The 26,484-nt window shown below is 40.8% G+C and carries 26 protein-coding genes; 8 read left to right on the plus strand and 18 right to left on the minus strand.

All coding sequences use genetic code 11. The features are described from left to right. Positions 1 to 3: 3 nt before the first annotated feature. The 3 genes from CRI9333_RS08530 to CRI9333_RS08540 form a co-directional block, all read right to left on the minus strand. Positions 4 to 264, minus strand: coding sequence for a hypothetical protein (locus CRI9333_RS08530; RefSeq protein ID WP_015202760.1), 261 nt, complete (start codon positions 262 to 264; stop codon positions 4 to 6). A gap of 84 nt (positions 265 to 348) precedes the next feature. Next, complete coding sequence (gene dapB / locus CRI9333_RS08535) at positions 349 to 1,176, minus strand: 4-hydroxy-tetrahydrodipicolinate reductase (RefSeq protein WP_015202761.1); 828 nt, start codon at positions 1,174 to 1,176, stop codon at positions 349 to 351. 110 nt (positions 1,177 to 1,286) lie between these two features. Further along, the gene (locus CRI9333_RS08540; protein WP_015202762.1) at positions 1,287 to 1,781 is read right to left on the minus strand and encodes a DUF427 domain-containing protein; all 495 of its coding nucleotides are present in this window, start codon (positions 1,779 to 1,781) and stop codon (positions 1,287 to 1,289) included. A 217-nt stretch (positions 1,782 to 1,998) separates the two neighbouring features. Here CRI9333_RS08540 and CRI9333_RS08545 point away from each other — a divergent pair, with 217 nt between their 5' ends. The 4 genes from CRI9333_RS08545 (at position 1,999) to CRI9333_RS08560 (ending at position 5,238) form a co-directional block, all read left to right on the plus strand. Next, positions 1,999 to 2,739 (plus strand): ferritin-like domain-containing protein, encoded by a 741-nt coding sequence (locus tag CRI9333_RS08545; RefSeq protein ID WP_015202763.1) that lies wholly within the window; start codon positions 1,999 to 2,001, stop codon positions 2,737 to 2,739. An 18-nt stretch (positions 2,740 to 2,757) separates the two neighbouring features. Beyond that, on the plus strand, positions 2,758 to 3,693 hold the full coding sequence (locus CRI9333_RS08550) for a ferritin-like domain-containing protein (protein WP_015202764.1): 936 nt from the start codon (positions 2,758 to 2,760) through the stop codon (positions 3,691 to 3,693). 20 nt (positions 3,694 to 3,713) lie between these two features. After that, on the plus strand, positions 3,714 to 4,262 hold the full coding sequence (locus CRI9333_RS08555; protein ID WP_015202765.1) for a L,D-transpeptidase: 549 nt from the start codon (positions 3,714 to 3,716) through the stop codon (positions 4,260 to 4,262). Positions 4,263 to 4,437: 175 nt separating this feature from the next. Continuing rightward, complete coding sequence (locus CRI9333_RS08560) at positions 4,438 to 5,238, plus strand: ion transporter (protein ID WP_015202766.1); 801 nt, start codon at positions 4,438 to 4,440, stop codon at positions 5,236 to 5,238. Between the two features lie 32 nt (positions 5,239 to 5,270). On the opposite strand, the gene CRI9333_RS08565 is transcribed toward CRI9333_RS08560, so the two are convergent. Further along, complete coding sequence (locus tag CRI9333_RS08565; protein WP_015202767.1) at positions 5,271 to 5,639, minus strand: hypothetical protein; 369 nt, start codon at positions 5,637 to 5,639, stop codon at positions 5,271 to 5,273. Positions 5,640 to 5,793: 154 nt separating this feature from the next. Here CRI9333_RS08565 and CRI9333_RS08570 point away from each other — a divergent pair, with 154 nt between their 5' ends. Continuing rightward, positions 5,794 to 6,249: a DM13 domain-containing protein gene (locus CRI9333_RS08570; RefSeq protein ID WP_015202768.1), complete on the plus strand. Its 456-nt coding sequence runs from the start codon at positions 5,794 to 5,796 to the stop codon at positions 6,247 to 6,249. 178 nt (positions 6,250 to 6,427) lie between these two features. Here CRI9333_RS08570 and tkt read toward each other — a convergent pair whose 3' ends face one another. The 3 genes from tkt to acpP form a co-directional block, all read right to left on the minus strand. Next, positions 6,428 to 8,440: a transketolase gene (gene tkt, locus CRI9333_RS08575; RefSeq protein ID WP_015202769.1), complete on the minus strand. Its 2,013-nt coding sequence runs from the start codon at positions 8,438 to 8,440 to the stop codon at positions 6,428 to 6,430. A gap of 196 nt (positions 8,441 to 8,636) precedes the next feature. Beyond that, positions 8,637 to 9,887 carry a beta-ketoacyl-ACP synthase II gene (fabF, locus tag CRI9333_RS08580; RefSeq protein WP_015202770.1) on the minus strand — a complete coding sequence of 417 codons (1,251 nt, stop codon included), beginning with the start codon at positions 9,885 to 9,887 and terminating at the stop codon, positions 8,637 to 8,639. A gap of 139 nt (positions 9,888 to 10,026) precedes the next feature. Then, positions 10,027 to 10,272 carry an acyl carrier protein gene (gene acpP, locus CRI9333_RS08585; protein WP_015202771.1) on the minus strand — a complete coding sequence of 82 codons (246 nt, stop codon included), beginning with the start codon at positions 10,270 to 10,272 and terminating at the stop codon, positions 10,027 to 10,029. 285 nt (positions 10,273 to 10,557) lie between these two features. On the opposite strand from acpP, the gene CRI9333_RS08590 reads away from it, so the two are divergent. Beyond that, on the plus strand, positions 10,558 to 11,466 hold the full coding sequence (locus CRI9333_RS08590) for a CoB--CoM heterodisulfide reductase iron-sulfur subunit B family protein (protein WP_015202772.1): 909 nt from the start codon (positions 10,558 to 10,560) through the stop codon (positions 11,464 to 11,466). Between the two features lie 71 nt (positions 11,467 to 11,537). Here the strand turns inward: CRI9333_RS08590 and CRI9333_RS08595 are convergent, their stop codons facing one another. After that, the gene (locus CRI9333_RS08595) at positions 11,538 to 12,563 is read right to left on the minus strand and encodes an alpha/beta hydrolase (protein ID WP_015202773.1); all 1,026 of its coding nucleotides are present in this window, start codon (positions 12,561 to 12,563) and stop codon (positions 11,538 to 11,540) included. Further along, a complete protein-coding gene (locus tag CRI9333_RS08600) occupies positions 12,560 to 13,624 on the minus strand; it encodes a bifunctional lysylphosphatidylglycerol flippase/synthetase MprF (protein WP_232229393.1) in 1,065 nt (354 codons plus the stop codon). The genes CRI9333_RS08595 and CRI9333_RS08600 overlap by 4 nt, the downstream gene beginning before the upstream one ends. Between CRI9333_RS08600 and CRI9333_RS08605 the strand changes: the two genes are divergently transcribed. Together CRI9333_RS08605 and CRI9333_RS08610 are read left to right on the plus strand one after the other, a co-directional pair. Further along, complete coding sequence (locus CRI9333_RS08605; RefSeq protein ID WP_015202775.1) at positions 13,623 to 14,330, plus strand: response regulator transcription factor; 708 nt, start codon at positions 13,623 to 13,625, stop codon at positions 14,328 to 14,330. The two genes, CRI9333_RS08600 and CRI9333_RS08605, sit on opposite strands and share 2 nt — an antisense overlap. Positions 14,331 to 14,332: 2 nt before the next feature. Further along, positions 14,333 to 15,430 carry a sensor histidine kinase gene (locus CRI9333_RS08610; RefSeq protein WP_015202776.1) on the plus strand — a complete coding sequence of 366 codons (1,098 nt, stop codon included), beginning with the start codon at positions 14,333 to 14,335 and terminating at the stop codon, positions 15,428 to 15,430. A 95-nt stretch (positions 15,431 to 15,525) separates the two neighbouring features. Here CRI9333_RS08610 and CRI9333_RS08615 read toward each other — a convergent pair whose 3' ends face one another. The 9 genes from CRI9333_RS08615 to CRI9333_RS08655 form a co-directional block, all read right to left on the minus strand. After that, positions 15,526 to 16,815, minus strand: a complete 1,290-nt coding sequence (locus tag CRI9333_RS08615) for an HhoA/HhoB/HtrA family serine endopeptidase (RefSeq protein WP_015202777.1) — start codon at positions 16,813 to 16,815, stop codon at positions 15,526 to 15,528. Between the two features lie 451 nt (positions 16,816 to 17,266). Next, positions 17,267 to 18,115, minus strand: a complete 849-nt coding sequence (locus CRI9333_RS08620) for a prephenate/arogenate dehydrogenase (RefSeq protein WP_015202778.1) — start codon at positions 18,113 to 18,115, stop codon at positions 17,267 to 17,269. 147 nt (positions 18,116 to 18,262) lie between these two features. After that, complete coding sequence (locus CRI9333_RS08625) at positions 18,263 to 18,715, minus strand: CAAD domain-containing protein (RefSeq protein WP_015202779.1); 453 nt, start codon at positions 18,713 to 18,715, stop codon at positions 18,263 to 18,265. Between the two features lie 262 nt (positions 18,716 to 18,977). Continuing rightward, positions 18,978 to 20,009, minus strand: coding sequence for a tetratricopeptide repeat protein (locus tag CRI9333_RS08630; RefSeq protein ID WP_157462298.1), 1,032 nt, complete (start codon positions 20,007 to 20,009; stop codon positions 18,978 to 18,980). Between the two features lie 449 nt (positions 20,010 to 20,458). Further along, the gene (locus CRI9333_RS08635; protein WP_015202781.1) at positions 20,459 to 21,331 is read right to left on the minus strand and encodes a 6-carboxytetrahydropterin synthase; all 873 of its coding nucleotides are present in this window, start codon (positions 21,329 to 21,331) and stop codon (positions 20,459 to 20,461) included. A gap of 132 nt (positions 21,332 to 21,463) precedes the next feature. Then, positions 21,464 to 22,153: a J domain-containing protein gene (locus CRI9333_RS08640; RefSeq protein ID WP_015202782.1), complete on the minus strand. Its 690-nt coding sequence runs from the start codon at positions 22,151 to 22,153 to the stop codon at positions 21,464 to 21,466. A 13-nt stretch (positions 22,154 to 22,166) separates the two neighbouring features. Beyond that, the gene (cysK, locus tag CRI9333_RS08645) at positions 22,167 to 23,126 is read right to left on the minus strand and encodes a cysteine synthase A (RefSeq protein ID WP_015202783.1); all 960 of its coding nucleotides are present in this window, start codon (positions 23,124 to 23,126) and stop codon (positions 22,167 to 22,169) included. Between the two features lie 30 nt (positions 23,127 to 23,156). Continuing rightward, positions 23,157 to 23,594, minus strand: coding sequence for an RrF2 family transcriptional regulator (locus CRI9333_RS08650; protein WP_015202784.1), 438 nt, complete (start codon positions 23,592 to 23,594; stop codon positions 23,157 to 23,159). A 159-nt stretch (positions 23,595 to 23,753) separates the two neighbouring features. Further along, complete coding sequence (locus CRI9333_RS08655; RefSeq protein ID WP_015202785.1) at positions 23,754 to 25,709, minus strand: iron uptake porin; 1,956 nt, start codon at positions 25,707 to 25,709, stop codon at positions 23,754 to 23,756. Positions 25,710 to 26,484 lie beyond the last annotated feature (775 nt).

A 26,484-nucleotide genomic window follows, 5' to 3' on the forward strand; every position in this document is an offset into this window, starting at 1 on the left:
CGCTTAAGAGCGTTTAAATATCAAGCTAACAACTAAACCAACAGTGGCACTAGCAATCAAACTAAACGCCAAATTAACTAAAGATTGATTAGCTTGCCGATAAATCTCAAATTTATCGTTAGACTTCTCAACATCGGTTGACAGTCTCTCAACATCGGTTGATAGTCTCTCAACATCAGATGAGAGCCTTTTAACTTCTGCCGATAAGCCATTTAAACCTTGAACGACATCTGTTAAAGTTGGTTCACTATTTGTTGATGTCATAAATAATTCTCCAAATAATTAATGTTTAATTTTGAAGAAATTACAGTTTATCTAGAATTGACTTCCCAGAATTGCTGACTCTTTTCAGAGGATTTTTTCTAAACCATAGACTAAGGATTGAAGTTGAATTATTTTGCGGATAGATAGCAGAACTCCAGGCATATAGCAAGACCGATCTGAGGTATCGTGACGCAGGGTGTAAACTTGACCAGCAGCACCAAAGATTACTTCTTGGTGAGCAATTAAACCAGGTAAGCGAATACTGTGAATCCGAATGCCTTCATCTGCAAGACTACCTCTAGCACCTGCTAGTTTTTCGGTTTCTGTAACTGTGGGTGGGTTGAAACTCTTGCCCATTTCTGCCAGCAGTTGAGCCGTTTGAATAGCAGTACCACTAGGGGCATCAGCTTTTTGGTTGTGATGTAACTCTATAATTTCAACATGGTCAAAGTATTGGGATGCTTGGATAGCAGCTTGCTGTAACAGCACCATCCCAATTGAGAAGTTTGGGATAATTAGGCAGCCAGTGCTGGCTTTGTCGGCAAATTCTGCCAGATCCTTTATTTTCTCTGGGCTAAGTCCGGTAGTGCCAACTACAGGGCGGACACCGTAGGCGATCGCACTCCGCACATTCTCATAAACACCATCAGGATGGGTAAAATCCACCATTACACTGAGTTGCTTTTCTTGTGATGCCATCAACAGCGCACCTTGCAAGTCGTTGACAATTGGTACTTCTATCTCACCACATCCAGCCACTTCACCAACATCTTTACCCAAATGTGCTGGATTCTTATCTACAGCACCTACGAGGGTGAGATCTGGCGCTTGGGCAACTGCTTTAATCACCTCTCGCCCCATTTTGCCTGCTGCACCATTAACTACCACAGGGATAGGAGTTTGATTAGCCATAATTTTAGAATATCCTTCAGAACCGTCTAGGGCATTTTAGATTAATCAGATTATTGCAGTGTATTACCAGTTGGCAAGCTAGTTGGAAGATATTTAGTGTGGATTCCAGCTTACCATCCCCAAGTTCCAGGCTCCCCCTTGAAAGGTCCAACAATATCACTGGTAATCCAACCGCCATAAAAACCCCCTGGTTGTGGCTGTACTTTTTCGCCATTCACATAGCAAGCATCCATTATTTGGGGATAAAAAGCTATGTAGTTTTTAATAGCTGCAAATGCTGGTGTGGGGTTGGGATAAGACCAAGCAACATTGGGTGCAAGTTTTTCTTCTACAGTCAATGTGTAGTAGGTTGCCATGCCTTTCCACTCGCAAAATGAGCCTTGAGGAGCGATCGCCAAATATTGCATTTGGATATCTTCAGGGGGAATGTAATATACAGGAGGATGGCTAGTTTCTAATACTCGCTGGGATGAGTGAGTATCAACAATGGTGACACCGTTGAAAATTATCTGGATGTGTTTAGGTGACTCTTCCAGACGCGGTGGGCGTGGATAATCCCATACTGATTCTTGACCTGGACTTGGTGGAATGCGATCGCGATTCACGCTCAAACTATCTCCTATCAACTTGTTTACAAACTTATAGCTGAATAATTTATAGCAATTTTATATTTGGTATAAATTTGAGTAATTTACCTCCGTATATCTTAAGACAGACTATTTTTTTTCTAGATAGTGGTATGGTAATCTGGCAAAAAAAATATTTTTAGGTTTAATTAATAATATTATATCTATTAGGTATAAAGATCATTAGGTATTATTTATGAATTTGCCAATCAAGCTGCTAGGCAATCGCCGTTTTGCCTCGCGTCGTAGCATAATTAAATGGGGGGTAGTAGCTTTGGGCATGGGGATGATTACCCCAATTCCTAGAGCATTGACGGCTAAAAAAAATCAAGGTATTAAATCCTTGATAATTAACGATGATGATTTAGGAATTATTAATTTTGCATTATTATTAGAAGAAATTCAATTTACATTTTATACAGCAGTTAGTAAAAGTAATAAAATTACGGACTCTAGAGAAATAAGTTATATAAAATCATTATTATATCATCAAGGGGAGCATATTAATTATTTGCGAGAAATACTAGGAAATAAAGCGATATTTAAAAGCGGAGATTTAAGCTTTAACAAAGCTGGACTAGCAGCTAAAGTAAGCGATCGCACTCAAATTTTAGATACAGCCGTAACTTTAGAAGACTTAGGAGTTCATGCTTATAATGGTATAGCAACGCTGATTAAGAATCCTACTTACTTATTAGCGATTAGTTCTATAGTTAGTGTTGAAGCACGTCATGCAGCAGGAGTTCGGGGGCTACTAGGACGCAGTGTAACAGAACCAAATCGCGATCGCGCTTTTAGCAAAGCTGAATTGCTACAAGTCCTCAATCCATTTCTAGGGCGTTCTTACGATGAATTATATACACCTAAACAAGTTATTAGTATTGTGAAGTCACTCAATATATTAAAGAATCCGGTTACTGGTACACTGATTGCTTAAACTCAAAAGTGATTAATTATGAAAAATTTATTTGATTTATTTTCAATAAAAACAGCCATAAAAAAACAAAAATTCCCTACTTTATTTAGTAGAATTTCGCTAAAAATATGGTTAAATATCAGAAAAATATTTAGCTTTTCTAAACAAACACTATTGATATTGCCATTAATAGCAATATTACTATTTCTTAATCCAGCAATACCTGCTCAAAATGAAAATATACCTACTCAGAACGTAAATAAACCTGTTGAGACTAATAATAAAATCCTGACACCGTTAGAAGTAGTTGAATATACTCTCAAAATAGAAAAATTAGAATCCGATTTTTATCATCGTGGAATTGAAGCAACTAAAAATGGAGATTTGCGAGAACTTCCAGAGGAAGTAAAAGACGCGATCGCATTTTTTTCTAAAGATGAGGATAACCACGTTGAAGGATGGTCAAATATCTTAAAAAACTATAAGCGCGATCCAGATAAAATTAATATCCCCAAAGACATTAATTATAAAGCTATTTTAGGTCGTAACCCCTTCGCTAATCCTCAAGATTTTCTTTTAGCCATGCAGTTAATTGAGGATTTAGGCGTAGCCGCTTATAAAGGGCAAATGCAAAGCTTGTTAGCAGCAGGTATTTCTGCAAAAGCAATTTTAGCTGCTGCCATAGAAATTCACAGTGTAGAAGCACGTCACGCCGCCGGAATCAGATTATTGAGAGAAAAATTAATGGGCGACAAAGTTAGACCTTGGATCGAAAATTCTTATGAAGTAATTTATCCCGAAAATCGTAGTAATACTTCTATTCCCTTTCAATCTCAAGCTTTTGATAGTTACGCTACTAAAGAAGAGGTTTTAAATTTACTTAATTCTATCTTAGCGACAGATAAATCAAATTATACACTAAATAACGAACAAGCATCAAGCGAATACGCCACTCCGATTAGGGCTTTATTTTAATACATGAAAGGATTGAAAGTATGAAAAAACTTCATTTTGCAAAATCTTCATTAAAACTAATTTTGTCAATGCTAATAATGGGTTTTATAGCAAAACCTGAACCTTTATTAGCCGCTATTCCAACAGTGAAGCCTAATGTTTCTAGATCTACAAACAAAGCTTCTAAAACAGCAAAAAATGTGAAGCGTTTAGAAATCAAAATTAGTACTCGTAAAGTTACCTTATATCAAGGAAAAAAAGCAATCAAAAGCTATCGTGTCGCAGTAGGAAAACGCGGGTGGGAAACTCCTATTGGCAAATTTAAAGTAATGAATATGGTGCGTAATCCTACTTGGATTAGCCCATTTACAGGTGCAGTTATTCCAGGCGGAACTTCCAAAAATCCACTAGGTAAGTATTGGATTGGTTTTTGGACAAATGGTAAAAATTGGATTGGTTTTCATGGTACGCCTAGCACGAGTTCAGTAGGGAAAGCAGTCTCACATGGTTGTATTAGGATGTACAACAAAGATGTTCAAGAATTGTTTAAGCAGGTAAAAGTTGGAACCCCAGTTACCGTAGTAAAATAGACTTCTTGCATCAGCAAAAGTTGGGTTAATTAACCACAGATAAACACAGATGCACACAGATAGAAGAATTTATTAAGCGCAAGAAGTCTCATAAAAACTTTTAACCTATATTCTAAATATCAACAGGTTTATAAGTTTTAATTGGGGTGAAGGTAATTGCTATCCATCCTAATTTATGCCAATAAAAGAAAAAATTGCCTTTTATTTAGAAGACATTGAAACTCCTCTGGGAAAATTAATTAATCTCAGTATTACAGGATTAGTTTTACTTTCTTCCGTAATTTTTGTTATAGAAACATATCCTATTCCCGATTATGTCAGGCTTAATCTGGAAACAATTGATTGGGCTATTTTATTAATATTTGCTTATGAATATTTACTACGCTTATGGTGCGCTCCTAAGAGAATTAAGTATATCTTGAGTTTTTATTCAATTATTGATTTAATTGCAATTCTACCATTCCTCACAGGAGTTGTAGATATTAGTTTTGTGAGAATTTTTAGATGGTTTAGAATTTTAAAATTGATTCGTTATATAGAAGGTAAAACTTTATTTGGTAAAATTAGCTCAGAAGATAGCGTAATTGTTGCGAGAATATTATTTACTTTATTTACAATAATTTTTGTTTACTCCGGCTTAATATATCAAGTTGAGCATCCCGTTAACCCTAACGTTTTCGCGACATTTTTGGATGCTGTTTATTTTTCGGTTGTAACTATGACAACAGTTGGTTTCGGCGATGTTACTCCGAGTTCACAAGCAGGTCGATTAATGACGCTGTTAATGATTTTGACAGGAATTGCTCTCATACCTTGGCAATTAGGTGATTTAATTAAACGGTTAGTAAAAAATGCTAATCAGGTAGAAAATGTTTGTTCTATTTGTAGTTTGTCGTCCCATGATGTGGATGCGCGTTTTTGCAAAATATGTGGTACTAAGTTAGAAAAATCTGGAGAGTTTTTGAATATTGAGTGAAATTACATTTTTTTCAATGAAAGTTTAATTGCTCAGGATACTTTTTTCTTTAATTCACCTACTTGTACTTCTAGTTGAGATATTCGGTGCTTTAGTTCGATAACTAAAGTTGCAAGACGGTCAAGCATTTGCTCATTTGATAACCTTTGTTTGCTGACTTGAGGAAAGGCTGGGGGTGCTGTCCTATTTTTTTGGGTTATGCGATACTGTGACTGGCTGATTGCATCTATGTGCGATTCTAGCTGGTTGAGTTGCGATCGCAATTGATAATTATCAACTTCCAATCTAGAAATCCGCGACTCAAACATATCAGATGCAGCTTGCGCTGATGTACAACCAGATAATACAGCCAAGACCAAAATTAAAACTACGCCAAATATTCTTTGATGAACTTTAATCATATTTCATCCATCCTTCAGGCTAATATATAAGTTTTTCTAGGCTAATCAATCTGTAAAACCATTACCTCAGTTTGTAGATATATAGTAAAAGCAAAAATATCTTGATTGATACCAAGTTGCAGCCAGAAGCGAAATAACTACCGGAGAAACATAAATGAAACTAATTACACAAACATTAATTTTCTTTTTAACCTTATTAACCTTTGGCTGTAACCAAGAAACCAATACTAATCAATCTGCTACCCCATCTCAACTACCACTTACCTCAAAAGCAAATATTATTGAGTCTGGAAATTTTGTTAAAGCAGAAGTTCCGACTGAAGGAAAAATGCGTATTGTTAGTGAAGGTGGCAAACAATATCTAGAATTTGAGCAAGATTTTAAAACTAAAAGTGGACCAGATTTATATGTAATTTTGCATCGCTCTAATCAACCACTAATTTCTGGTCTTAAAGAGCAAGATTATGTAACTATTAGTAAATTAGAAAAGATAAGTGGCTCTCAACGTTATCCTATTGCAGCAAATGTAAATTTAAAAAACTTTCGCTCTGTTGCAGTTTGGTGTCGCCAATTTAACGCTACTTTTGGCTATGCCGAATTTGCAGATTAACTACTTTTCTGTTTTGCGCGATCGCAACTATTTTATCAGGCATTGCGTACCAGACGAGATGTAATGGCATCTTTTATAAATAAGCTTTTGGCATAACTTATCTGCAATTAAAACAAAACAAATAGGGTGAGCAATGCCCACCCTATTTCAATCTAGATCAAATTAATTGATAAAAGTATTAACCCAACAATGCCTTAGCCCTAGCTAACACATTATCAACATTGAAGCCAAACTTCTCTAACGCAACTGGCCCAGGCGCAGAAACACCGAAGCGATCAATGCTAATCATGTCACCTTCAGTGCCTACATAACGACACCAGCCGAAACTAGAAGCAGCTTCTACAGCTAACCGTTTGGTAACAGCTTTAGGCAACACAGATTCACGATAACCTGCATCTTGCGCGTCAAATAATTCCCAGCTAGGCATAGAAACAACCCGTACTTTCTTGCCTTCAGCGCGTAACTTATCAGCCGCACCAGCACAAAGCTGAAGTTCGCTACCAGTACCAATCAGAATGATATCAGGGGTTTCTTCGCCACCGGAGATAATATAACCACCCTTAGCAGTACCTTCAATGGAAGTACCAGCTAAGTTAGGCTGTGCTAGGCGAGACAACGCCAGCAGGGTAGGACGATTTTCGTTAGCAGCTTCAATTGCTACCTTGTAAGAACCAGAAGTTTCGTTACCATCGGCGGGACGAAGTACTGTTAACTTAGGAATTGCCCGCAGAGAAGCGATAGTTTCAATCGGTTGGTGGGTGGGGCCATCTTCACCTAACTGGATGGAGTCGTGAGTCATCACCCAAATCGAGCCAGCATTGGACAAAGCTGAAATCCGAATTGCTGCCCGCATATAGTCTGCGAACACCAAGAAGGTAGCACCGTATGGAATTAAACCTGAATTGTGGAGGGCAATACCGTTACAAATCGCTCCCATGCCGTGTTCGCGCACGCCAAAACGAATGTTGGTGTTTTCGTAGTGACCTGGTTGGAAATCTCCTGAAGATTTAATTAGGGTCATGCAGGAGTGAGCTAAGTCAGCAGAACCACCAATAATCTCAGGCAGTACTCCAGCTAGGGCATTCAAGCATTTACCAGAGTAATTACGAGTAGCATCTGCCTTGTCTTCTGGGGTGAAGGTGGGTAAAGATTTTTCCCATCCTTCAGTCAGTTTGCGACTCAGCAACCGTGCAAATTCTTCAGCTTCGGCGCTATAATGAGCTTTGTAATTTTCCCAGTTGAGATTCCACTCTTCCTCATACTTAGCGCCACGTTCCACTGCCTTGCGCCAATAGTTGAGGGCATCTTCAGGAATTTCAAAAGGTTCGTATTCCCAACCTAGTTGTTTGCGGGTTGCTGTAACTTCATCGCCACCCAAAGCTGCACCGTGAACACCTGCGGTATTAGCTTTTGTAGGAGAACCGTAACCGATGGTGGTACGAACTTTAATCATTGAAGGCTTGTCTGTAACAGATTTAGCTTCTTCAATTGCCTTCTGAATCGCATCAAGATCGGTGTTGCCGTCTTCTACAACTACAACGTGCCAGCCGTAAGCTTCAAAACGCTTACCAACATCTTCCGTGAAAGCTAAATCTGTAGAGCCATCAATGGAAATGTGGTTATCATCATATAGAGCAATCAGCTTGCCGAGTTTCAAGTGACCCGCTAAAGAGCAAGCTTCACCAGAAACGCCTTCCATGTGGCAACCATCACCCATAATTACATAGGTGTAGTGGTCTACGAGGGTGTGGTCGGGTTTGTTAAACTTAGCGGCTAGGTGAGCTTCTGCGATCGCTAAACCAACAGCGTTAGAAATCCCTTGACCAAGAGGCCCCGTAGTAACTTCTACCCCTGGAGTCATAAAGTTTTCAGGGTGTCCAGGGGTTTTAGATTCCCACTGACGGAACTGCTTGATGTCGTCCATTGTCACGCTGTCAAAGCCTGCTAGGTATAGCAGAGCATACTGCAACATGGAACCGTGACCAGCAGACAGCACAAAGCGATCGCGGTTAAACCAATAAGGATTTTTGGGATTCACCCGCAAAAAGTGATTCCAGAGCACAAACGCCATTGGAGCAGCGCCCATTGGTAGCCCTGGATGTCCTGATTTCGCCTTTTCTACAGCATCAACTGCTAGAAAACGAATGGAATTAATACAAAGTTCTTCGAGTGATTGGGTTGCAACAGGCATGATCTATTTTATTGAACTACGGGTTAGCACTGATTAGATGAGATGGAAATTTGATACTCTGGATCGCTCTTACGCAAGTATTACCCATCATCCCATTTGCTGGGGGTGATGGGCAAGCGTGAGTAGGGATCAAGTGTCAAGGATGAAATCTAAAACTAATTTTTTACTTCATACTTCATACTTTATACTTCATCTTCTAAACGTACTTCTTGAATACTAACGTGACATTGTGACCGCCAAACCCAAAAGAATTTGACAGTGCAATATCTACTTTTTGAGCGCGACTTTGGTTAGGTACATAATCCAAATCACACCCTGGATCGGGATTTTCTAAGTTAATTGTGGGAGGAATTTGGTCGTTAGCAATAGCCAAGGCTGTAGCAACGGCTTCAATTCCGCCTGAACCACCGAGCAAGTGACCTGTCATGGACTTAGTAGAGCTAATCGCCACCTGATAAGCTCTTTCACCCAGAGCAGTTTTAATTGCTGCTGTTTCGGTGACATCATTTGCTGCTGTGCTAGTGCCGTGAGCATTGATGTAACTTACCTGATCAGGGGTAACACCTGCGTCTTTCATCGCTAACTGCATAGCTGTAGCGGCACCATGCCCACCAGGTACTGGTGAGGTAATGTGATAAGCATCACAAGTCATGCCGTAACCAATGATTTCCGCATAAATGCGAGCGCCACGACCAAGAGCGTGTTCTAGTTCTTCTAAAACTAAAATTCCAGCACCCTCACCCATCACAAAACCATCGCGATCGCGGTCAAAAGGACGACAAGCATGAGCCGGATCATCATTGCGAGTAGAAAGCGCCCTTGCTGACGCAAATCCAGCCAGTCCTAATGGCGTTACTGCTGATTCTGTACCCCCACAAACCATTGCTTGAGCATACCCCGCTTGAATTAAGCGAAAAGCATCTCCCACAGCGTTAGAACCCGCCGCACAAGCAGTTACAGAGCAAGAATTTGGTCCCTTAGCCCCGATATGAATTGCAGTTAAACCTGCTGCCATATTGGCAATCATCATCGGAATCATAAAAGGGCTACAGCGATCTGGTCCTTTTGTTAGGTAAATTTCTTCTTGGTCTTCTAGTACCTTCAGACCACCGATGCCAGTGCCAATAATGACACCTATCTGTTCTGCGTTCAGGTCATTAATGGTTAGTTCAGCGTCTGCGATCGCCTGCTTGCTGGCAGCAACTGCAAACTGGGCAAACCGATCCATCCGCTTGGCTTCTTTGCGCTCCAAGTACTCATGAGGATCAAAATTTTTCACCTCACCTGCGATGCGGCAAGCGTGTTTTGATGCGTCAAATAAAGTGATCAAACCAATACCATTGCGACCGTTTAACAATCCTGACCAATACTCGGTCAGGTTATTGCCAATCGGTGTAATCGCGCCGAGACCCGTTACAACAACGCGTTTACGGTCAAAATTTGTCATGATGCCAGTAATGTAGGGCTTCTATACCCAAAACTCAGAAAAATACACAAGTGAGTTACTAGGACTGAGTACTGAGCAGCTATAAATTAAATTATTGTGATCAGCACTCATAGCTAGGCAGCGATTACTTAATTTAGGCTTAGGCTGGCACTTTCTCATTAATGTAATCGACAACAGCCTGAACCGTCAGAATTTGCTCGGCTGCTTCGTCTGGAATTTCGATATCAAATTCTTCTTCTAAAGCCATGACGAGTTCAACAGTATCGAGGGAATCTGCTCCCAAGTCGTTAGCAAAATTAGATTCGGGCTTGATATCATTGGGTTCGACTTCCAATTGTTCTGCAACAATTTTCTTGACTTTATCAAAAGTGTCCTGTTGGCTCATAAACCTTCCTCTACGGCAATTGCTAGAACTTCCCCCTGGGATACTATAGTTCTAAGCATTGATTAATTTTATCCGAAAGCAGGGTACATACTACAGGAAGTTCGCTCTAATCGCGAATAAAATTTACTTAGGACTAAAGCTGCCAATAACACACTTCTTCGTTAAAAGCTAGTAATTCAAGGATTGCCCCCTGCCTCCTCGGCTCAAAAAGGGAAGTCGCCACTCCCCGTAATCAGAAGCGATGATAGAAGAGTCAGGCTCAATATCAAAAAATATTTTTAAATTATGGCATCCCCTAATCTCAAGTATGCTTACTTTCCTGGCTGTGTTGCCCAAGGTGCGTGTAGGGAACTTTACTTATCTACGGCTGCACTCACTAAAGCTTTAGGCATCGAATTGGTTGAATTAAAAAAAGCCTCCTGCTGTGGTTCAGGTACGTTTAAAGAAGATTCCCAACTCTTAGAAGACACTGTTAATGCTCGTAATATTACCTTGGCTGAGGAACTGAATTTGCCGCTTTTGACTCATTGCAGCACTTGCCAAGGTGTGATTGGTCATGTTGATGAGCGTCTGAAGCGATCGCAACAAACAGATGCACCCTACGTTGAGCAAATTAACGGTCTCTTAAAACAAGAAGGCTGTTTACCTTATCGCGGTAGTACCCAAGTTATACATTTACTGTGGGCATTAGTAAAAGATTACGGTTTAGATGAGCTACAAAAGCGAGTAACTCGTCAGCTTAAAAACCTCAATTGTGCCGCCTTTTATGGATGTTATTTGCTCAGAGCGCAACAATCTATTCCTTATGATGACCCTTATAAACCAGAGTCAATGGAAAATGTGTTCCGCGCTGTTGGAGCAACACCAATTTATTATCGGGGTCGGACTCAATGCTGTGGTTGGCCACTTGCCAGCTATGCCACAGAGCAATCTTTTCAGATGGCAGGAATGCACATTCAGGAAGCAATAGATGCTGGTGCTGATTGTTTAGTAACACCCTGTCCTTTGTGCCATCTAAATCTTGATTCCCGACAACAAGAGGTTGAGAAAGTAATTAATCGTCAGTTAGGTTTACCAGTACTGCATCTTCCCCAATTAATTGCTTTAGCAGTAGGAATTAGTCCTAAGCAGTTAGGTTTAGATCAGCATATTGTCTCAACGCAACCAGTGTTAGCAAAATTAGGTTTCTCTTAATCAATTAACAATTATCAATTTCCAGCCTACCCTGCGCCTTCAATTATAGTTAATTACACAACAATTAATGGTTAATTGTTTTTTATCCAAGGATTAGGAGGGCCAACAGTCTCTACTGGACTAGCATTTTGAAATTGAGTACCAACGTAGGTTAAAGAATCAGCTAAATGCTTGTGCCAGTAATTCCAAAGTGAATCAGGGCCAATCAGGGTGTGTCCGCCTGGAAATTGATTAAATTCATAGGGAATTTTTAGTGTTTTAAGAACTTGGGCAAACTCTTTAGTTTGCTGTAAAAATTTACCATCTTCATCACCTGCATCTAGATAAATCCGAAATTGTTGGCGTTTAGCTTTAGAAATTCTTTTGATATATGTGACAGGACTGTTTCTTGCACCACTGCGATCGCGAAAATAACCACTATGACTAAACATAACTGAAAAGTTTTGCGGGTTATGTAGTCCTATATTCAAAGCTCCCCATCCCCCAGAAGATAATCCCCCAATTGCCCAAAACTTAGCCGTTGGTAAGGTGCTATAGCGACTTTTAATTACTCTGACCAATTCATTACCAACAGCAGTATTTACCCTGCCATTTACACCATCAATATACTGAGGGTCATAAAAGGGGCTTGCGCCACGTTTATCATTGCCATCAGGAGTAATGATAATGCTATATGGTAGTTTACCAGTGGCATATAGTTGTTCAATTACAGACAGTGCTAAACCTTTTTTAAACCAGTCAGTAGGTCTGCCATTTCCTCCGTGTAGCAAAAAAATTACTGGGTAGCGCTGCTGTGGGTTTTGTCCATAATTGGGTGGCAAAGAAACACCATAGGTACGTTGCCCTCCCATTACAGAGCTAGTGTAGCTTTGAATTTGATAGCTTAACTTGATATCAGGTGCGATCGCTACTGCCGTATCTAATTTAGGCGTAGGAGCCATTCCTAAATACCAGTAGATAGAAGACCCAATACCAAATACAGATAACAAGATAAAAAATATTTTCTTGGTATTGTACCTAACTTTTAACTCCTCAAATTTGTAAATATATCTGAGAGAAGATTTTTTGGGGTATTTACGTCTAGGAAGCTTCTTCATAAAAATTTAAAATAAATCGGCTGATTGAGAATCTGCCAAACTAACCTACTAATATTTTGGCGTAACAAAGCAGACATGATCGCATCCATTTCCCGAAAACCTAAAGAACGGTATGCTAAATATTTCGACTCCCAAAAATGAGGTTGAAACTTTCGCTTAAAGCCGTGCATCTGCTCAAAGTGGTAAAAACTTTTTCCGTAAACAGAAAATTTATATAATAGCCAAGCCAGATGTTTGGATTGATTAATCGAGCAATTCTGCACATTAGCTAGAGGTGACATTCCCATTGTTACTAATTTCACCCCGGCTTTGTGTAGTAATTGAAAAGACTCACTTAGTAGTAAGTCCATTGTGCCTGTAGGTGCATCGTCCGACCGACGCATTAAATCGAGATACACACCCTGACGTGCATAAATTGGGCTATAGGTAAGAAAAGCCACAACTTTATTACCTTGTTCGGCAATAAAATAGCGTCTATCTCCAGGTTGATCTAAAGAAAGGGTTCCCAGGGTAAACGATAGTTCACTTATCCCTCGTGTTTCCAACCATTGATGAGAAATTGCTTCCAACTGCGGATTAATCAACAAAGCTTCTGGATCTGTGGGATAATACTCCCGTACCTTGACACCGCGCTTTTGAGCCGTCTTTCCAGAAGAACGAACGTTAGCCATTTTGTTACCCTTAAGAGTAAACTTGTCTAACTCGAAAAATGGCTCCTCTCCCAGTTTGAGCAAATGAAATCCCCGTTGCTGCAATACTGGGGTAACTGACTCTGTCACCTCAAAAAATAATGGCTGAAGACGTTGCTGTTGGGTAAATTCCAGAAATTCATCAATAGCAATTCCTAACGCATCTCGTGGGCAAATAGGTTCTCCAGCAGTAATCGCTACCTTGTTAAAATTAGCATAGGCAGTTACCGCGAAAACTTTTTGATGAAAAAAGTGCTTTTTATCTGATTCTAGTGCCAGATAGCTAGTCGAGTTAAAGCCATAATTACTGAGAATGATACGAATAGTCTCATTAGAAAATGGTTCCCTAACTGGATTGATGGTTTCTGGCATGGATATTTTAATTGTTGAAGATGAACCGGAAATTGCCCGACTGATCCAGTTGGCTTTAGAAAAAGAAGGATTTTCTAGCCGCATCAGCCGAGATGGGATTACTGCGATGGATGCCTTCCTTGAGCAACAACCGGATTTAATTATTCTTGATTTGATGCTCCCTGGCTTGGATGGGCTAGAAGTTTGCGCTCGAATTCGACAAAAACCTGGTGCTAAAGATCCCTATATTTTAATGCTGACTGCCAGAGGTGAGGAAATTGATCGCGTAATTGGTTTGTCAACTGGTGCAGATGATTATTTAGTTAAACCTTTCAGCCCTAGAGAGTTAGTTGCCAGGGTGCGGGCGCTCTTACGGCGTAGCCTACGTCAAGCAGGGCAACATCAAGTTTACCGCACAAAGCATTTTACCCTCGATGTGGAGCAACGCACTGCGATGCGCCATCTGAATATTAATCAAGCAGAAACCCTCGACTTAACAACCTTAGAATTTAATTTGTTAACTACTTTTATTAGCCAACCAAATCGGGTTTGGAACCGTACTCAGCTAATTGACAAACTTTGGGGTAATGACTTTTTTGGCGATGAACGAGTAGTAGATACTCATGTAGCGCGATTACGGAAAAAAATCGAACTAGATCCAGCTAATCCCACTTTTATTAAGACTGTGGTTGGGGTGGGATACAAATTTGAAGATGCGGCTATTTAGAGATGCACTGGACTAAAGTTGGATTGCGATCGCGTTTATTTCTTTCCCACTTGCTAGTGATGATCGTGGGAGTCGGTAGTTTAGTACTCATTGGTAAAGTCTCTTCTCCTCGATTCTTTGTCATACATCTCGAACAACTTGAAGGTAACGGATTTCGCTTACGCTATGCCCGTACTGAATTGGTGCAAAGATTTCAAACAGCTTGGAGTCAAAGCACTTTCTGGTCGGTAATTAGTGGCGCTACTGCGGCTGGTGTCTTGAGTTATTGGGTATCTACGCGCATCATGCAACCTCTAACCCAGATGGAGAAAATTACTCGAAAATTTGCGGAGGGCAAATTAGATGAGCGACTACCAAGCAGTGAAATTCCCGAAATTAATCGCTTGGGAATTAGTTTTAATCGCATGGCATCAAGTTTGGAAGGAGTGGAACAACGAAGACGCGAACTAATTACAGATTTAACTCATGAGTTAAGAACACCATTAACTGTTGTACGCGGTTATTTAGAAGAACTTGCTGACGGCAGCATTGAACCATCACCGGAAACCTACGATCTTTTAATTAAAGAAACAACTAGGTTACAGCGATTAGTCAACGATTTGCAAGTGCTTTCAAAAGCAGAGTCGGGATATTTGCCTATTAATCTACAAGCGATTAATTTACGCCCGTTGTTAGAGTCGTTGATACAAAAGTTTGGCGATCAGCTTTTGGAAGATAGTCCAGTTTTGAAATTAGAATGTCCATCTCAACTACCAGCAGTGTTAGCAGATGCTGACAGAGTAGAACAAGTACTGGTTAATTTGTTGGGAAATGCACTTGTTTATACAGAGAAAGGTTCGATTACTGTTTGCGCTTGGACAGAACCAGGTAAGCTATGGATTGCTGTAATTGATACAGGTTCGGGGATTGCAGCAAATGACTTGGTTCATGTTTTTGATCGTTTTTGGCGGGCAGAGCGATCGCCCTCTCGTAATTCTAGAGGTACTGGTATTGGTTTAGCGATCGCCCGCCGCTTGGTTGAACTGCAAGGCGGTAAGATTCAGGTAGAAAGTCAGTTAGGATTGGGTACTACTTTTAAGTTTTTCCTATCTTTAGCTTAAATTGTCTCTACATCAAATAAATGGAAAAAATTGGTTGATTTGCATAAAAATATGGGCGCATACGCGCCCATATTTGTTGAAAGAATACCGTAAAATTATGATGCTTGAGCAGGCAATGCTCCTGTGCGTACATTCATACTGAGATCGCGTCCATTACGACGCAACGCTAACTGAAGATTACTGCCCAAGTTGCTATTTTCTACTACTTGTTGGAGACTTGCAGCATCTGTTACTGATTTACCATTGATTTGTTTGATCACGTCACCAGGGCGTAACCCAGCCTTAGCTGCGGGTGAATTTGGCATAACTCTAACGACGAGAATACCCCTATCCTGATCTACATTTAGTCCAGAGTTAGCATTGCTGTTGATGCTTTGTTTTAGCTCTGGTGTCAAATTCACCATCTGGATTCCCAGATAAGCGTGTTCTACCTTGCCTGTTGTCGCCAATTGAGTAGCAATACGTTGAGCAGTATTAATCGGAATCGCAAATCCTATTCCCTGCGCTCCTTGGATAATAGCTGTATTCATGCCAATTACTTGACCAGAAGCATTGAGCAGTGGACCACCAGAGTTACCAGGATTAATTGCAGCATCGGTTTGAATAAAGCTAACTCGCTTATCGGGAACACCGACTTGGCTGCTGGTACGACCTGTCGCGCTAATAATCCCCGTAGTGACAGTATTATCTAAACCTAGAGGATTACCAATAGCGATCGCCCATTCTCCAGGTTTCAGTTGCTCAGAATTACCTAATCTAACTGCTGGTAAATTGCTACCGTTGATTTTAATCACAGCAACATCCGTCACTGGATCTACACCCAACACTTTGCCTTCCATAGTACGACCATCTTTGAGCGTTACAGAGACGGTATCCGCACCAGCAACCACATGGGCATTTGTCAGAATTTGACCATTAGAACTGATAATAAAGCCAGAGCCAGTACCTCTTTCAACTCTTGAATCCGGTTCCGTAGGTACTCTAGAACCAAAGAATCGACGGAAAAAGGGATCATTAAACGCCTCTGGCAGTTGACTGGTTACAGTTCTAGAAGCATTAATCCGCACGACAGCAGGTCCTACTCTGTCTACAACATCTGTTACAAAGTTACCTTGTGTTCTATTTGGTTGTGGGATAGGAGCAGTTTGAGCCACTGCCGCAGGAGTTATATAAGACTTAGATGCTTCTAATGCTTGCTGATTATTTGATGCCAAATAACTGCCTGTCAAAGAAGCACCAGCACCCAGTAATATTAGGGAGAGATATGTTGCCCCCTTTCTCCAAGCAGTAGATGCTGCTTTATGGGATGGCAAGTCTGAAGCGTTTGAAGAAATAGGATTAATTGGTTCTGAATTACGATTTAAATCACGTTGTTGATTTGGCATTTAAAAAACCTACACAATAAATGAGTTGACGACAATACTATGTTAGAAAACAGCTACCGTTAGTTAGGATGCTGCTAGATTTATCAATGGTTTCGACTGACTAATTGAATTTCTACAAAAATTAGTTACTACAACTTATGAATACTCACACTTTACTAATGTAGACCGGATTTATGACGTTTTCGTGACAGCTTTGTTGCCTGAGCATGACATTTATATCAATAGGTATATTTATATAGTTAGATCTATCAATAAGATTACTAAATAATTTACATCTTAATAACAAGAATAACCTCAACCCAAGTAAGGAGTCCTCTGGCATTTTGCTGTTAAAACGGAAAAAGCCCAAGGAAGAGGGACATAGTTAATAATTAAAAGTTACCTAAATCCGCCTACGAGTGAGTGAGTTATTCAAATAATTTGTTTAAGCGGCAGAAAATATTATCCCAACTCATTTTATTTTTAAATTAAATTTAGGTCGTGCTTGCTTTGTTTTTTTGAGGTGTTCCTCTAAACTACTCCAATCTGCTTGCTCAATCTTGAGAATCAACTGATCAAGAGTTTGGCGATATTGGTGTAGCGATCGCACTAAAGCCTCTTGATTGTAACGCGCCATCATTAAACCCAATTCGGGATTACCGCCCCCAACACGGCTGGTATCCCGAAACCCCGAACTAGCAAGCTTTTGTGCTAACTCTAATACATTCGGATCGCTTTCTCCCATACACGCTGCAATTAAACTACCACTTACCATCACTGGTAAATGTGAAATCCAAGCAACAGCGCGGTCATGATCTTCTGGACGACAATAAGAAATTTTTACACCCAGCGAATTTACTATTTCTTCTACAGTCTTAACAGCCTTTAGTGGAGTTGTTTCCACTGGCGTTAATACATAAGGTTTTCCAGCAAATAGCTGTGCTTGGGCAACTTCCAAACCACTTTCCGATTTACCCGCCATCGGATGTCCACCTACGAAGTTTTGCCATAACGGTGCAATTGCTTCAACTACAGGCGCTTTAACAGAACCAGCATCGGTGATAATTGTCTCTGGGGTAAGATAAGGGATTAGTTGCTCTACTGTGGGTGCGATCGCCGCAATTGGAGTACAAATAAAAACTACATCCGTCCCCGCCAGAATATTTAAATCAACACTCGCATCATCCACCACACCAAGCGGAATTGCCTGTTGACAAGTTTCCTCTCTCCGACTGACTCCTAAAACTTTGTGTCCTTGCGCCCTTAAATCCAAACCCAACGAACCGCCAATTAACCCTAAACCTACAATTCCGATATTCATCACTATACAAAATACGAAAAATCCTATGCGGGAAAACCCACATAGGCAAGTTTAACTCAACAAACGTAGAGACAGAAACGTTGCATACAACGTCTCTGCCTCTACAACGGTTCTAGATAATGCACCTTGAATTTCTGAAGATGTTTATTAAGAAGCTTGGGAGTTGCCACCCAGAATTCCGGATTTGAAATTTTTAACTTCTTCGGACAACTCTTGACGAGTAGAAGCTTGGAGTAAGTAACGATAAACAAACCAACCAGTGTAGCCAATTCCCACTAATTCAAACGTTGGAGCTAGTAGGGGAATATCATTAATTGCAGCTAGAATAGCTAAGGTCAGTTTTAAAGACACAATGCCTGCAAACAATAAGCCCAAGCTAATGATAGCCCGCTTGTTGTCATCGAAAAATTGACCAAGATACTCTGGAAGTTCTGACAAAATTTGGGAAACTTGTTTTCCCCATTCGCGCCATTCATCAGTGCTTTGGTCAGCAGTAGATACTGGTGTAAGAGCGCCAGAAACAGGAGTCACGTCTATCTTAGTAATCGGCTCTGGGGAAGTGGTTTCGGGAGATTGATACTGTTGTTCTGTAGTATTCATTTTCTTTTCAGTTTGTTAGTGGGATATACTCTCGTTTACACGAGATGGATAAGTACAATTGCGGTGTCAATCACTCTTGCCCATCTTATCAAAGGCTTTCGTAAAGTTGATTAACACTAACAAATTTATGTTATGAATCTGTGATAACGTGGATCACCCGTGATAGCATCCTCCAAAAGCAAGAGTGAATTTAGAGCATCCTACGGGAAAATCCCCTTAATTAAGATTTTTTAGCGATTTTTACGAATAATTGCGGTTCTAACTACTGTTCTTCGTACTCCATCGCCTTTGTATAGTCTCCAACCGCATAACAAGCTACTTTAAGAGAACTCAGTGCTTGCTGTTCTACCCGCCGATCCTGCATCACTCGTGCCAAAGCAATGCGTTGTTCATAATATTCAATCGCTTTAATATAATCATTTAAGGCTTCGTATGCTACCGCTAAATTCCCTAGTGATTGTTCTTCTGCTCTGTGATCACCCTGAGATTGAGCGATCGCCAATCGTTGCTCACTGTACTCAATTGCTTTAGCATAGTCACCGACAGCATGGCAAGCACTAGCCAAATTCCTCAGAATTTGTCCCTCAACGCGATAGTCACCAGTTTGTTTGGCGATCGCTAATCGCTGCTGATAATAATCAATCGCCTTAGCATAATCTCCCTGAGCATAGAACGCATTGCCCAGATTTTTCAGAATTTGTCCTTCTGTAGAAAGATCGCCTAATTCATGCACAACAGCTAAACTCTGCTGTTGATACTCAATTGCCTTAAGATAATCCCCTAAAGCCTTATAAGCTAATCCCAAATTGTTTAGTGCTGCTACTTGAGTTTTGCGATCGTCTAGTTCCTGCCCCAAACGCAAGCTTTTTTCTTCATACTCAATAGCTTGCTCGTAATCACCCAAATGGCGGTAAGCATTGCCCAAATTTCCTAGCGCCTGCCCCTGCAACCGTTTGTCTTCAATTTCTTGTGCAATCTCTAAACTTAGCTGTGAATACTCAATAGCTTGATTAAAATCTCCTAGCGCATAAAAACTTAATCCGATGCGACCAAGAGTTTTCCCCTCTCCTCGTCGATCAAATTGTTCTTTGTAGGCAGATAGTGCTTGTTGGAAAAACTCCAGTGCCGTTTTAAATTCCTGATTTTGGTACTGTTCAATACCTTGATCTAACAGTTGATCTGCTTCCCCATCGTTATCCTGTGGGCTTTTAGGTATTGCTTGATCTTGGGTGCGATGATTTGGCGCTGGAACCACAGTCGGGAACTCCTCCCCAGGCAGATGATTGTTGCTCACTTTTCCCGTGTAATAGCAGCAATTTATAGCTATGGCTATTCCAATAAAGTGAGCTATATGCCTTCTAATTGTAGAAGGGGATTTCTCCTAATTGTACATATTCCACACAATATTATCTGAGTGCTGGTTGCCATCAATAAAAGTCAAAGATCAGGCATCACAAGCGATCGTAAATATCATTATAATTCTTTCGCAGGTTCAACCTGGGAACAAATTAATGGAAGCTCCGCCTCTTAGGTTGCCTATCGCCGGAAAGAAATTGACCTAGTTATGACATTTTTGTTACAAAGGTTAAAACAAATCTTTTGACCCAAACATAGACATAGCAGGCAAAAAATTGTAGGGGCAGGTTCGCAAAAACCTAAGTATCCTACAAAAATATCAATTAAACCCGCCCTACTGCGATCAATCGCGCCTGCTAACTGCCAATTGCTAACTACTAAAAACTCTTAAACAGAAAGCAAAACTTGCTCACTAGATTGAGCAGTTACAGAATTGAGTGTAGACTTACCACACAAAACTTCGCAAGAATTATTCGGACTTTCGATTAACTTAACCTTATATAATTCTGCACCTAATTCACGGACTGGCTGCTCTAAAAGTTGACCAATATGAATAGCAATATTTTCAGCCGTAGGAACTACCTCTGCAAAATAGGGGATATCCTTATTGAGAAAAGTATGATCAAAAGGTTCGACTACATGATCTTCTACCACCTTTTGCAAAGCTACTAAATCCACAATCATTCCAGTGCGCGAGTCAACCTCACCTTTAACAGTTACTTCCAAATGGTAATTATGTCCATGACCATTAGGACGAGCGCATTTACCGTAAATTTGGCAATTTTCTTCGTAACTAAGAGTAGGCAGCGCCAATCTATGAGCCGCGCTAAAATGAGTACCTATGCTGAGATATGCTTCCATGTCATTTCCTAAATAGTCAGCCCAAAGTTCGGGGTGTTCAAATAGTTGAATCTTTACTAGCGGCAAATGCGGTGCTAGCCGTTGCCAAATTACTTTAGCGATGTTTTCTGTAGTAGGTAAAGTTTCTTGAAATTCTGACCAAACTTCATTCAAAAAAGAATAGTCAAGCTGGCTAGTTACTTCTCGTTTAATTACCTGTTTAACATCAGATAAATTTTGCACCATTCCATACTCATCAATCTCACCTTCCAGTGAAATATACAGCACGTAGTTATGTCCATGTCCGTGCGTTTGTGTACAAAGCCCAAATCGCTGAATATTGTCGGCTTCACTTAGCTCTGGCAACCAGTAGCGATGGCTGGCTGAGAACTGAGCGCGACGATTAATAGTGCATCTCATAAAAATTTACATAATTTAACATATTATTAATAATAAACTAATTTTCGGGCTAATTTCTATATTCATTGGGATGAAAAATTAAGTTAAAAGCAAAATACGCATAAACGTTTATTAGGAATAGACCATCCACACCTAAGCAACAGTTTTCATAGCGTGTTGAGCTTCTCGGCGCAGACCAGCAGCAATTCTAAACAATTCTTGCCCTGTGTGCAGGTAGTGGTCGTCGTAATTGAGAGTAAAAAAATTTAGTTCTTCAATTCCATCACCTAACTGGTTGAGACAATAGTAAAGGTGAGCAGCAACACCAGCCATTGTAGCGGGATTGGGAAAAGAACGGAAAGCTACTTGAGCTTGGTTGAGGTAAAGACGACAATCTGTTAAATAATCTTGAAATTCTGCCATTAATTCATCATCAAATGGATCAGCAGATAAAGCATCCAACTGTTCCCTTAGAGGAGTAAGAATACTGTATACCCAACGGTTAACTGGTAGATAAACTTGCTTAATCCAAAGCTGTAAATGCTCATCAGCCTCTTGTCCTCTTTGCCGATGGTGGCGATAGTTGTTTTCAACGTTAGCTGTTCGCTGTTGCCGTTTTCCCTGGAAAGTCTGGTTTAATTGTTGGTCGTAAGACCTACGACGCTGCGAGTCGCCCAAAACTTCATAAGCAACGTTAATTCTAACTATTTGCTCATGGTCGGCTGTTTCACTTTTGCTGTCTGGATGAAACAGCTTGACCAAACGCCGATAGGATTGTTTAATTTCCTCCGGCGTGGCTGTAGTGCTGACTTCTAGTGTTTCGTAGTGATTGGAAGCTTTCATTCCAATATGATAACTATCCCAAAACTGCTACTCGTTGTTCTGCGTCTTGGAAAAGTGGAGTACTGAGATAACGTTCTCCAAAGCTAGGCTGAATCATCACAATTAAGCGACCTTCATTTTCAGGACGTTTAGCTACTTGAATAGCTGCGTACAGGGCAGCACCAGAAGAAATACCAGAAAGTATACCTTCTTCACGAGCAAGCCGCCGTCCGTAAGCTATAGAGTCTTCATCAGTAACGCTAATCACTTCGTCAATTAAATTGACTTTCAGGACTTGGGGAATAAAACCAGCACCAATACCCTGAATTTTGTGTGCGCCTGGACTACCGCCGGATAGTACAGGGCTATTTGCAGGTTCAACAGCAATCACCTTAAAATCAGGTTTACGTGGCTTAATTACTTCTGCCACACCAGTAATCGTACCGCCAGTACCCACTCCGGCGACGAGAAAATCTACTTGACCTTCAGTATCTTCCCAAATTTCCTCTGCTGTTGTCTCCCGATGAACTTGGGGGTTAGCAGGGTTGCGAAATTGCTGCAACATATAAGCATGAGGAGTCTTATCAACAATCTCCTGAGCCTTACGAATACAGCCACTCATTCCTTCAATGCCTGGAGTTAGTTCGAGTTCTGCACCATAAGCTCGTAACATCGCCCGACGTTCCATGCTCATAGTTTCTGGCATAGTTAAAATTAGTCGGTAACCCTTCGCCGCCGCCGTCATTGCCAACGCAATGCCAGTGTTTCCAGAGGTGGGTTCCACTAGCACAGTTTTTCCAGGGGTAATTAACCCTTCTTGTTCTGCCGCATTAATCATGCTCACACCGATGCGGTCTTTAACAGAGGATGCTGGGTTCATTCCCTCTAATTTCACCACAATCCGTGCTAAACAGCCTTCAGATTGGGGGATGCGGTTTAACTGAACTAAAGGCGTGCGACCGACGAGTTCTGTAATATTTTGGGCAATTCGCATAATTTTCAGTAATTATTAGTTGTTGTCGATTCAGATGTAATACATTATGTCTAGTTGTCGCCTTGCATCTCGCTTTTCACACAAATCTTGCAAAGTATAACTGTGTAAGACTTGATAAGCAGTTTCATTTACTTCTTTCCAAATTTCATCAATTACTGCACTTTCTACACTTTTATGAATAGTTTCTTTAGTAGAAGGTTGGGCATCTGAGCCTTCTAAGCAGTTGACTAAATCTAGAAGTGTAATCTTCCAAGGTTCCCGCCCTAGCAGATAACCTCCCTTTGCTCCTCGTTGACTTTTGACTAAACCGCCCCGTCTTAAAGTTGCTAGCAGTTGTTCTAAATAGCGATCGGGGATATGTTGTTGAGCCGCAATCTGCCTAATTTGCAGTGGCTCTGCTGCGTTATACTGACGAGCTAATTCTAACAGGGCAAGCAGCGCGTATTCTGTCTTACAAGAAAGTTCCACAGGAAATACTAATCACCAGATCTTCTTTAGTATACTCCGGTTCTCCATCGGTGTTTGTATGTTTAGTCAAACATAATAAAAACAGTCCCAATCATTGGGACTGTTTTCACCGCAAACTATTTAGTTAACTTGACTCAACTAGCCTATGAAGCTTTCTAACTAGAAAGTCATAGTTGTTCTGAGAGTGCCGATAACCATGTCTGGATTGAGATCGCTTTGACCAGGGTTGGTTAAGTAAATTACACCTGGAGTAATCGAAATGTTATCAGTTAGTTGGTATTTGTAAAAACCTTCAATGTGATAACCTGTTTTGTTAAAAGGCGCAAGATTTTGCGCGACACCATCAATACTTAAGCCTCTTAAATTCGGTTCTACACCTGCAAAGATGCCTAAAACGTTTCCTTCTTTACCAAAGTTTGGTAGAGCTATACCAGCACCGTAGTACCAAATATCGCCATCAGTAACACTGTTGTCGTTAAAATTATTGACTCGAGCATCTGTTTTGCCAACAAACCCACTGATTGACAAATTATTACTTGGTCTCAATGCAGCAGATAGTCCGTAAGAGTTGCTGATCAATTGACCGTTACCATCAAAACCGGGATTGAAGGCATTAGTACCTACCACAGGACTAAACGCTCTTTCTAGACCTCTTTGACCGGCGGTTCCACCCATGTTAAATAAAACAGGAGTTTGTTGTTGGTAACCACGAACGTAGGTTAAAGCCAAGGCAGCACGGTCACCGACGTTAAAGTTCAACTGCCCTAAAGCGGCATAGTCACCTTTGAGGAAACCATTGAAATTAGTGTCGTTACCATTGCTTGCCAGATAACCAACAGTTAGCCCAGTTGGTCTTAACAGACCACCTCTACCACTACCAAGACCGAGAGTAACTGCACCACCAGCACCACCACCAATCCGATAGATGGGGTTGTGTTGAGCAAATGTAGAAAGCGCACCATTACCACCGTCGTAATCTTCAAAGTAGGGGTTGTTGGTAGCAGCGTAGTCGCTATGTGTACCCCCTTGAGCGGTAAGATAAACTTTGGAAGCGCCTAATGGGAAGTAATAGCCTAACCAATCTAACTTGATGTTGTTGTTACCGCCGGGGGAAATATTAAAGGTTTGCTGACCTTCAAATGATTGAGCGTTTCCTTCGGGATCTCTAGTAATAAAGTTAAACGGTTCAAGGTTGCCAGCCGCTAGGCGGGTGTGCAATGTATCACGACCTGTGAAGCTTGTGCGTAGATCTAAACGTACACGATTGCCGAAAACAGTTTCATTAGCATAATCGTCAAAAGTGTCGGTCAGCGCCAGAATAGCTTCACCAGCTAGCTTGGTTGTAGTAGAAAACTGCCGCTGTTCTAAGAAAGCAGTACGACCTTCTAGGTTATCTACTCGTGTACCGATAGTTGCTAGTTCTGTCCGAAACTCTTCAGTCAGCCGTTGCAGTGCTTGTAAATCGGCTGGGGAAACACCACTACCACCTGGTGGCCTTCCGGCAATTAAAGCTTCAATTTGTCTTAAGCAGGCGTTCAAACCAGCAGCAAATTCATAACGTGACAGCGCTCGATTACCACGATATGTGCCATCAGGATACCCTTGCAAACACCCGTAAGTTTGTACAACTCTGGATAGAGCTTCATAAGCCCAGTCGGAAGGTTGTACATCTCGAAACTGGGAAACGTTGGTAACTTGCCCAGCATCAGGGGCAGCACTACCTTCTTTGCCGTAGCGCTCAATTTGATTTAATAAATTAGTGTCAGTAGAACTAGCTTCTGTACCATTAGTTGGGGCTGCTTGGGCTACCGAGGTTTCTAAATTAATTTTGCTAGGTACTTCAGTTGTTGCTACTGAAGTAGGTTCGCTAATTTTAAGAGCAACTTGTTGAGTTTTATTTGAGCTAGCAACAGTTGGCTCCTGAAGTGCTATTGCACTTGTTGATACTGTTGTTTGCTTGGTTGTAGCAACTTCAGCATTAACCGCCACTGTTTGGTTTTGGTTAATTTCTTTAACTGCTTGAGTTTCAGCCGCTACAGCACCACGAGATACCATCAGCGCTGCACTTAAAATCGCTGGGCTGATTAACAGGGATTTCCATAGAATTTTAGACATCTTTCCTATTCTCCTCACACCTAAATTTAGAAAGAAATGACATCTGGCATTGTCAGTTTTGAACTTTCAATCCCCTAAATGGGATTTATGGCTCACTTCGAGAATATATCTTAACATATGAGTTACTTCACTAGGAAAGATATAATTCTCATAAATAATTTTCGCCGCGTACATTTACAGTAAAAACGTCCTCATGCACTAAGTGCTGAGTGGGAATGATCCTTTAGAGTTCCATTGCTGTATAGCATTTAGAGACATTCAGATCATTCAGCATAGTAAAATACTTTTCCGGTGAAAATTTAAAAGTTTATTTAAACCTTCCTTGAACTCATTAGTGGATTGCGTATACACGCCTTACCTAACTTATAACAGATGTTACAACTTTTTTACCACAGGTTGTCCTCATCCTTTAAGCATAAATTCACTACAGCTTTCGGAAATCTTTCTGCACATCTTTGAGCATTCCCAGCTAGTTGCCGTGCTATCTATGCTGATTGTGAGCGATCGCTAATCAGTTTAGGGCTTAGACATTTTTTGACCCAGCGAATATTTATGCTTTGGGAGTTGGTGAAGAGTGAACCCCCAAAAAGCTATCCGCCCCCAGTTCACAGAATCCCGTAAATTAGACTCTATGAAACTGAGGGCGGTGTAGTGGGTCTTGCGATTGGAACCACGCTGCCGGGAAAACTCCGAGCCAGCTTCACAGTATTAACTACTAACCTATAAATAGGTTAAAGCCAACTGCTAGAGAATAGCCCCGGCGCACAGCCGGCTA

Origin of the sequence: Crinalium epipsammum PCC 9333 (genome assembly GCF_000317495.1) — a bacterium.
GTDB lineage: Bacteria > Cyanobacteriota > Cyanobacteriia > Cyanobacteriales > PCC-9333 > Crinalium > Crinalium epipsammum.

Excerpts from the sequence above, each read along its gene's own strand:
- CRI9333_RS08530 (WP_015202760.1), bottom strand. The coding sequence starts at position 264 with ATGACATCAACAAATAGTGAACCAACTTTAACAGATGTCGTTCAAGGT.
- dapB (WP_015202761.1), bottom strand. The coding sequence starts at position 1,176 with ATGGCTAATCAAACTCCTATCCCTGTGGTAGTTAATGGTGCAGCAGGC.
- CRI9333_RS08545 (WP_015202763.1), top strand. The coding sequence starts at position 1,999 with ATGAATTTGCCAATCAAGCTGCTAGGCAATCGCCGTTTTGCCTCGCGT.
- CRI9333_RS08550 (WP_015202764.1), top strand. The coding sequence starts at position 2,758 with ATGAAAAATTTATTTGATTTATTTTCAATAAAAACAGCCATAAAAAAA.
- CRI9333_RS08555 (WP_015202765.1), top strand. The coding sequence starts at position 3,714 with ATGAAAAAACTTCATTTTGCAAAATCTTCATTAAAACTAATTTTGTCA.
- CRI9333_RS08560 (WP_015202766.1), top strand. The coding sequence starts at position 4,438 with ATGCCAATAAAAGAAAAAATTGCCTTTTATTTAGAAGACATTGAAACT.
- CRI9333_RS08565 (WP_015202767.1), bottom strand. The coding sequence starts at position 5,639 with ATGATTAAAGTTCATCAAAGAATATTTGGCGTAGTTTTAATTTTGGTC.
- CRI9333_RS08570 (WP_015202768.1), top strand. The coding sequence starts at position 5,794 with ATGAAACTAATTACACAAACATTAATTTTCTTTTTAACCTTATTAACC.
- tkt (WP_015202769.1), bottom strand. The coding sequence starts at position 8,440 with ATGCCTGTTGCAACCCAATCACTCGAAGAACTTTGTATTAATTCCATT.
- fabF (WP_015202770.1), bottom strand. The coding sequence starts at position 9,887 with ATGACAAATTTTGACCGTAAACGCGTTGTTGTAACGGGTCTCGGCGCG.
- acpP (WP_015202771.1), bottom strand. The coding sequence starts at position 10,272 with ATGAGCCAACAGGACACTTTTGATAAAGTCAAGAAAATTGTTGCAGAA.
- CRI9333_RS08590 (WP_015202772.1), top strand. The coding sequence starts at position 10,558 with ATGGCATCCCCTAATCTCAAGTATGCTTACTTTCCTGGCTGTGTTGCC.
- CRI9333_RS08595 (WP_015202773.1), bottom strand. The coding sequence starts at position 12,563 with ATGAAGAAGCTTCCTAGACGTAAATACCCCAAAAAATCTTCTCTCAGA.
- CRI9333_RS08605 (WP_015202775.1), top strand. The coding sequence starts at position 13,623 with ATGGATATTTTAATTGTTGAAGATGAACCGGAAATTGCCCGACTGATC.
- CRI9333_RS08600 (WP_232229393.1), bottom strand. The coding sequence starts at position 13,624 with ATGCCAGAAACCATCAATCCAGTTAGGGAACCATTTTCTAATGAGACT.
- CRI9333_RS08610 (WP_015202776.1), top strand. The coding sequence starts at position 14,333 with ATGCACTGGACTAAAGTTGGATTGCGATCGCGTTTATTTCTTTCCCAC.
- CRI9333_RS08615 (WP_015202777.1), bottom strand. The coding sequence starts at position 16,815 with ATGCCAAATCAACAACGTGATTTAAATCGTAATTCAGAACCAATTAAT.
- CRI9333_RS08620 (WP_015202778.1), bottom strand. The coding sequence starts at position 18,115 with ATGAATATCGGAATTGTAGGTTTAGGGTTAATTGGCGGTTCGTTGGGT.
- CRI9333_RS08625 (WP_015202779.1), bottom strand. The coding sequence starts at position 18,715 with ATGAATACTACAGAACAACAGTATCAATCTCCCGAAACCACTTCCCCA.
- CRI9333_RS08635 (WP_015202781.1), bottom strand. The coding sequence starts at position 21,331 with ATGAGATGCACTATTAATCGTCGCGCTCAGTTCTCAGCCAGCCATCGC.
- CRI9333_RS08640 (WP_015202782.1), bottom strand. The coding sequence starts at position 22,153 with ATGAAAGCTTCCAATCACTACGAAACACTAGAAGTCAGCACTACAGCC.
- cysK (WP_015202783.1), bottom strand. The coding sequence starts at position 23,126 with ATGCGAATTGCCCAAAATATTACAGAACTCGTCGGTCGCACGCCTTTA.
- CRI9333_RS08655 (WP_015202785.1), bottom strand. The coding sequence starts at position 25,709 with ATGTCTAAAATTCTATGGAAATCCCTGTTAATCAGCCCAGCGATTTTA.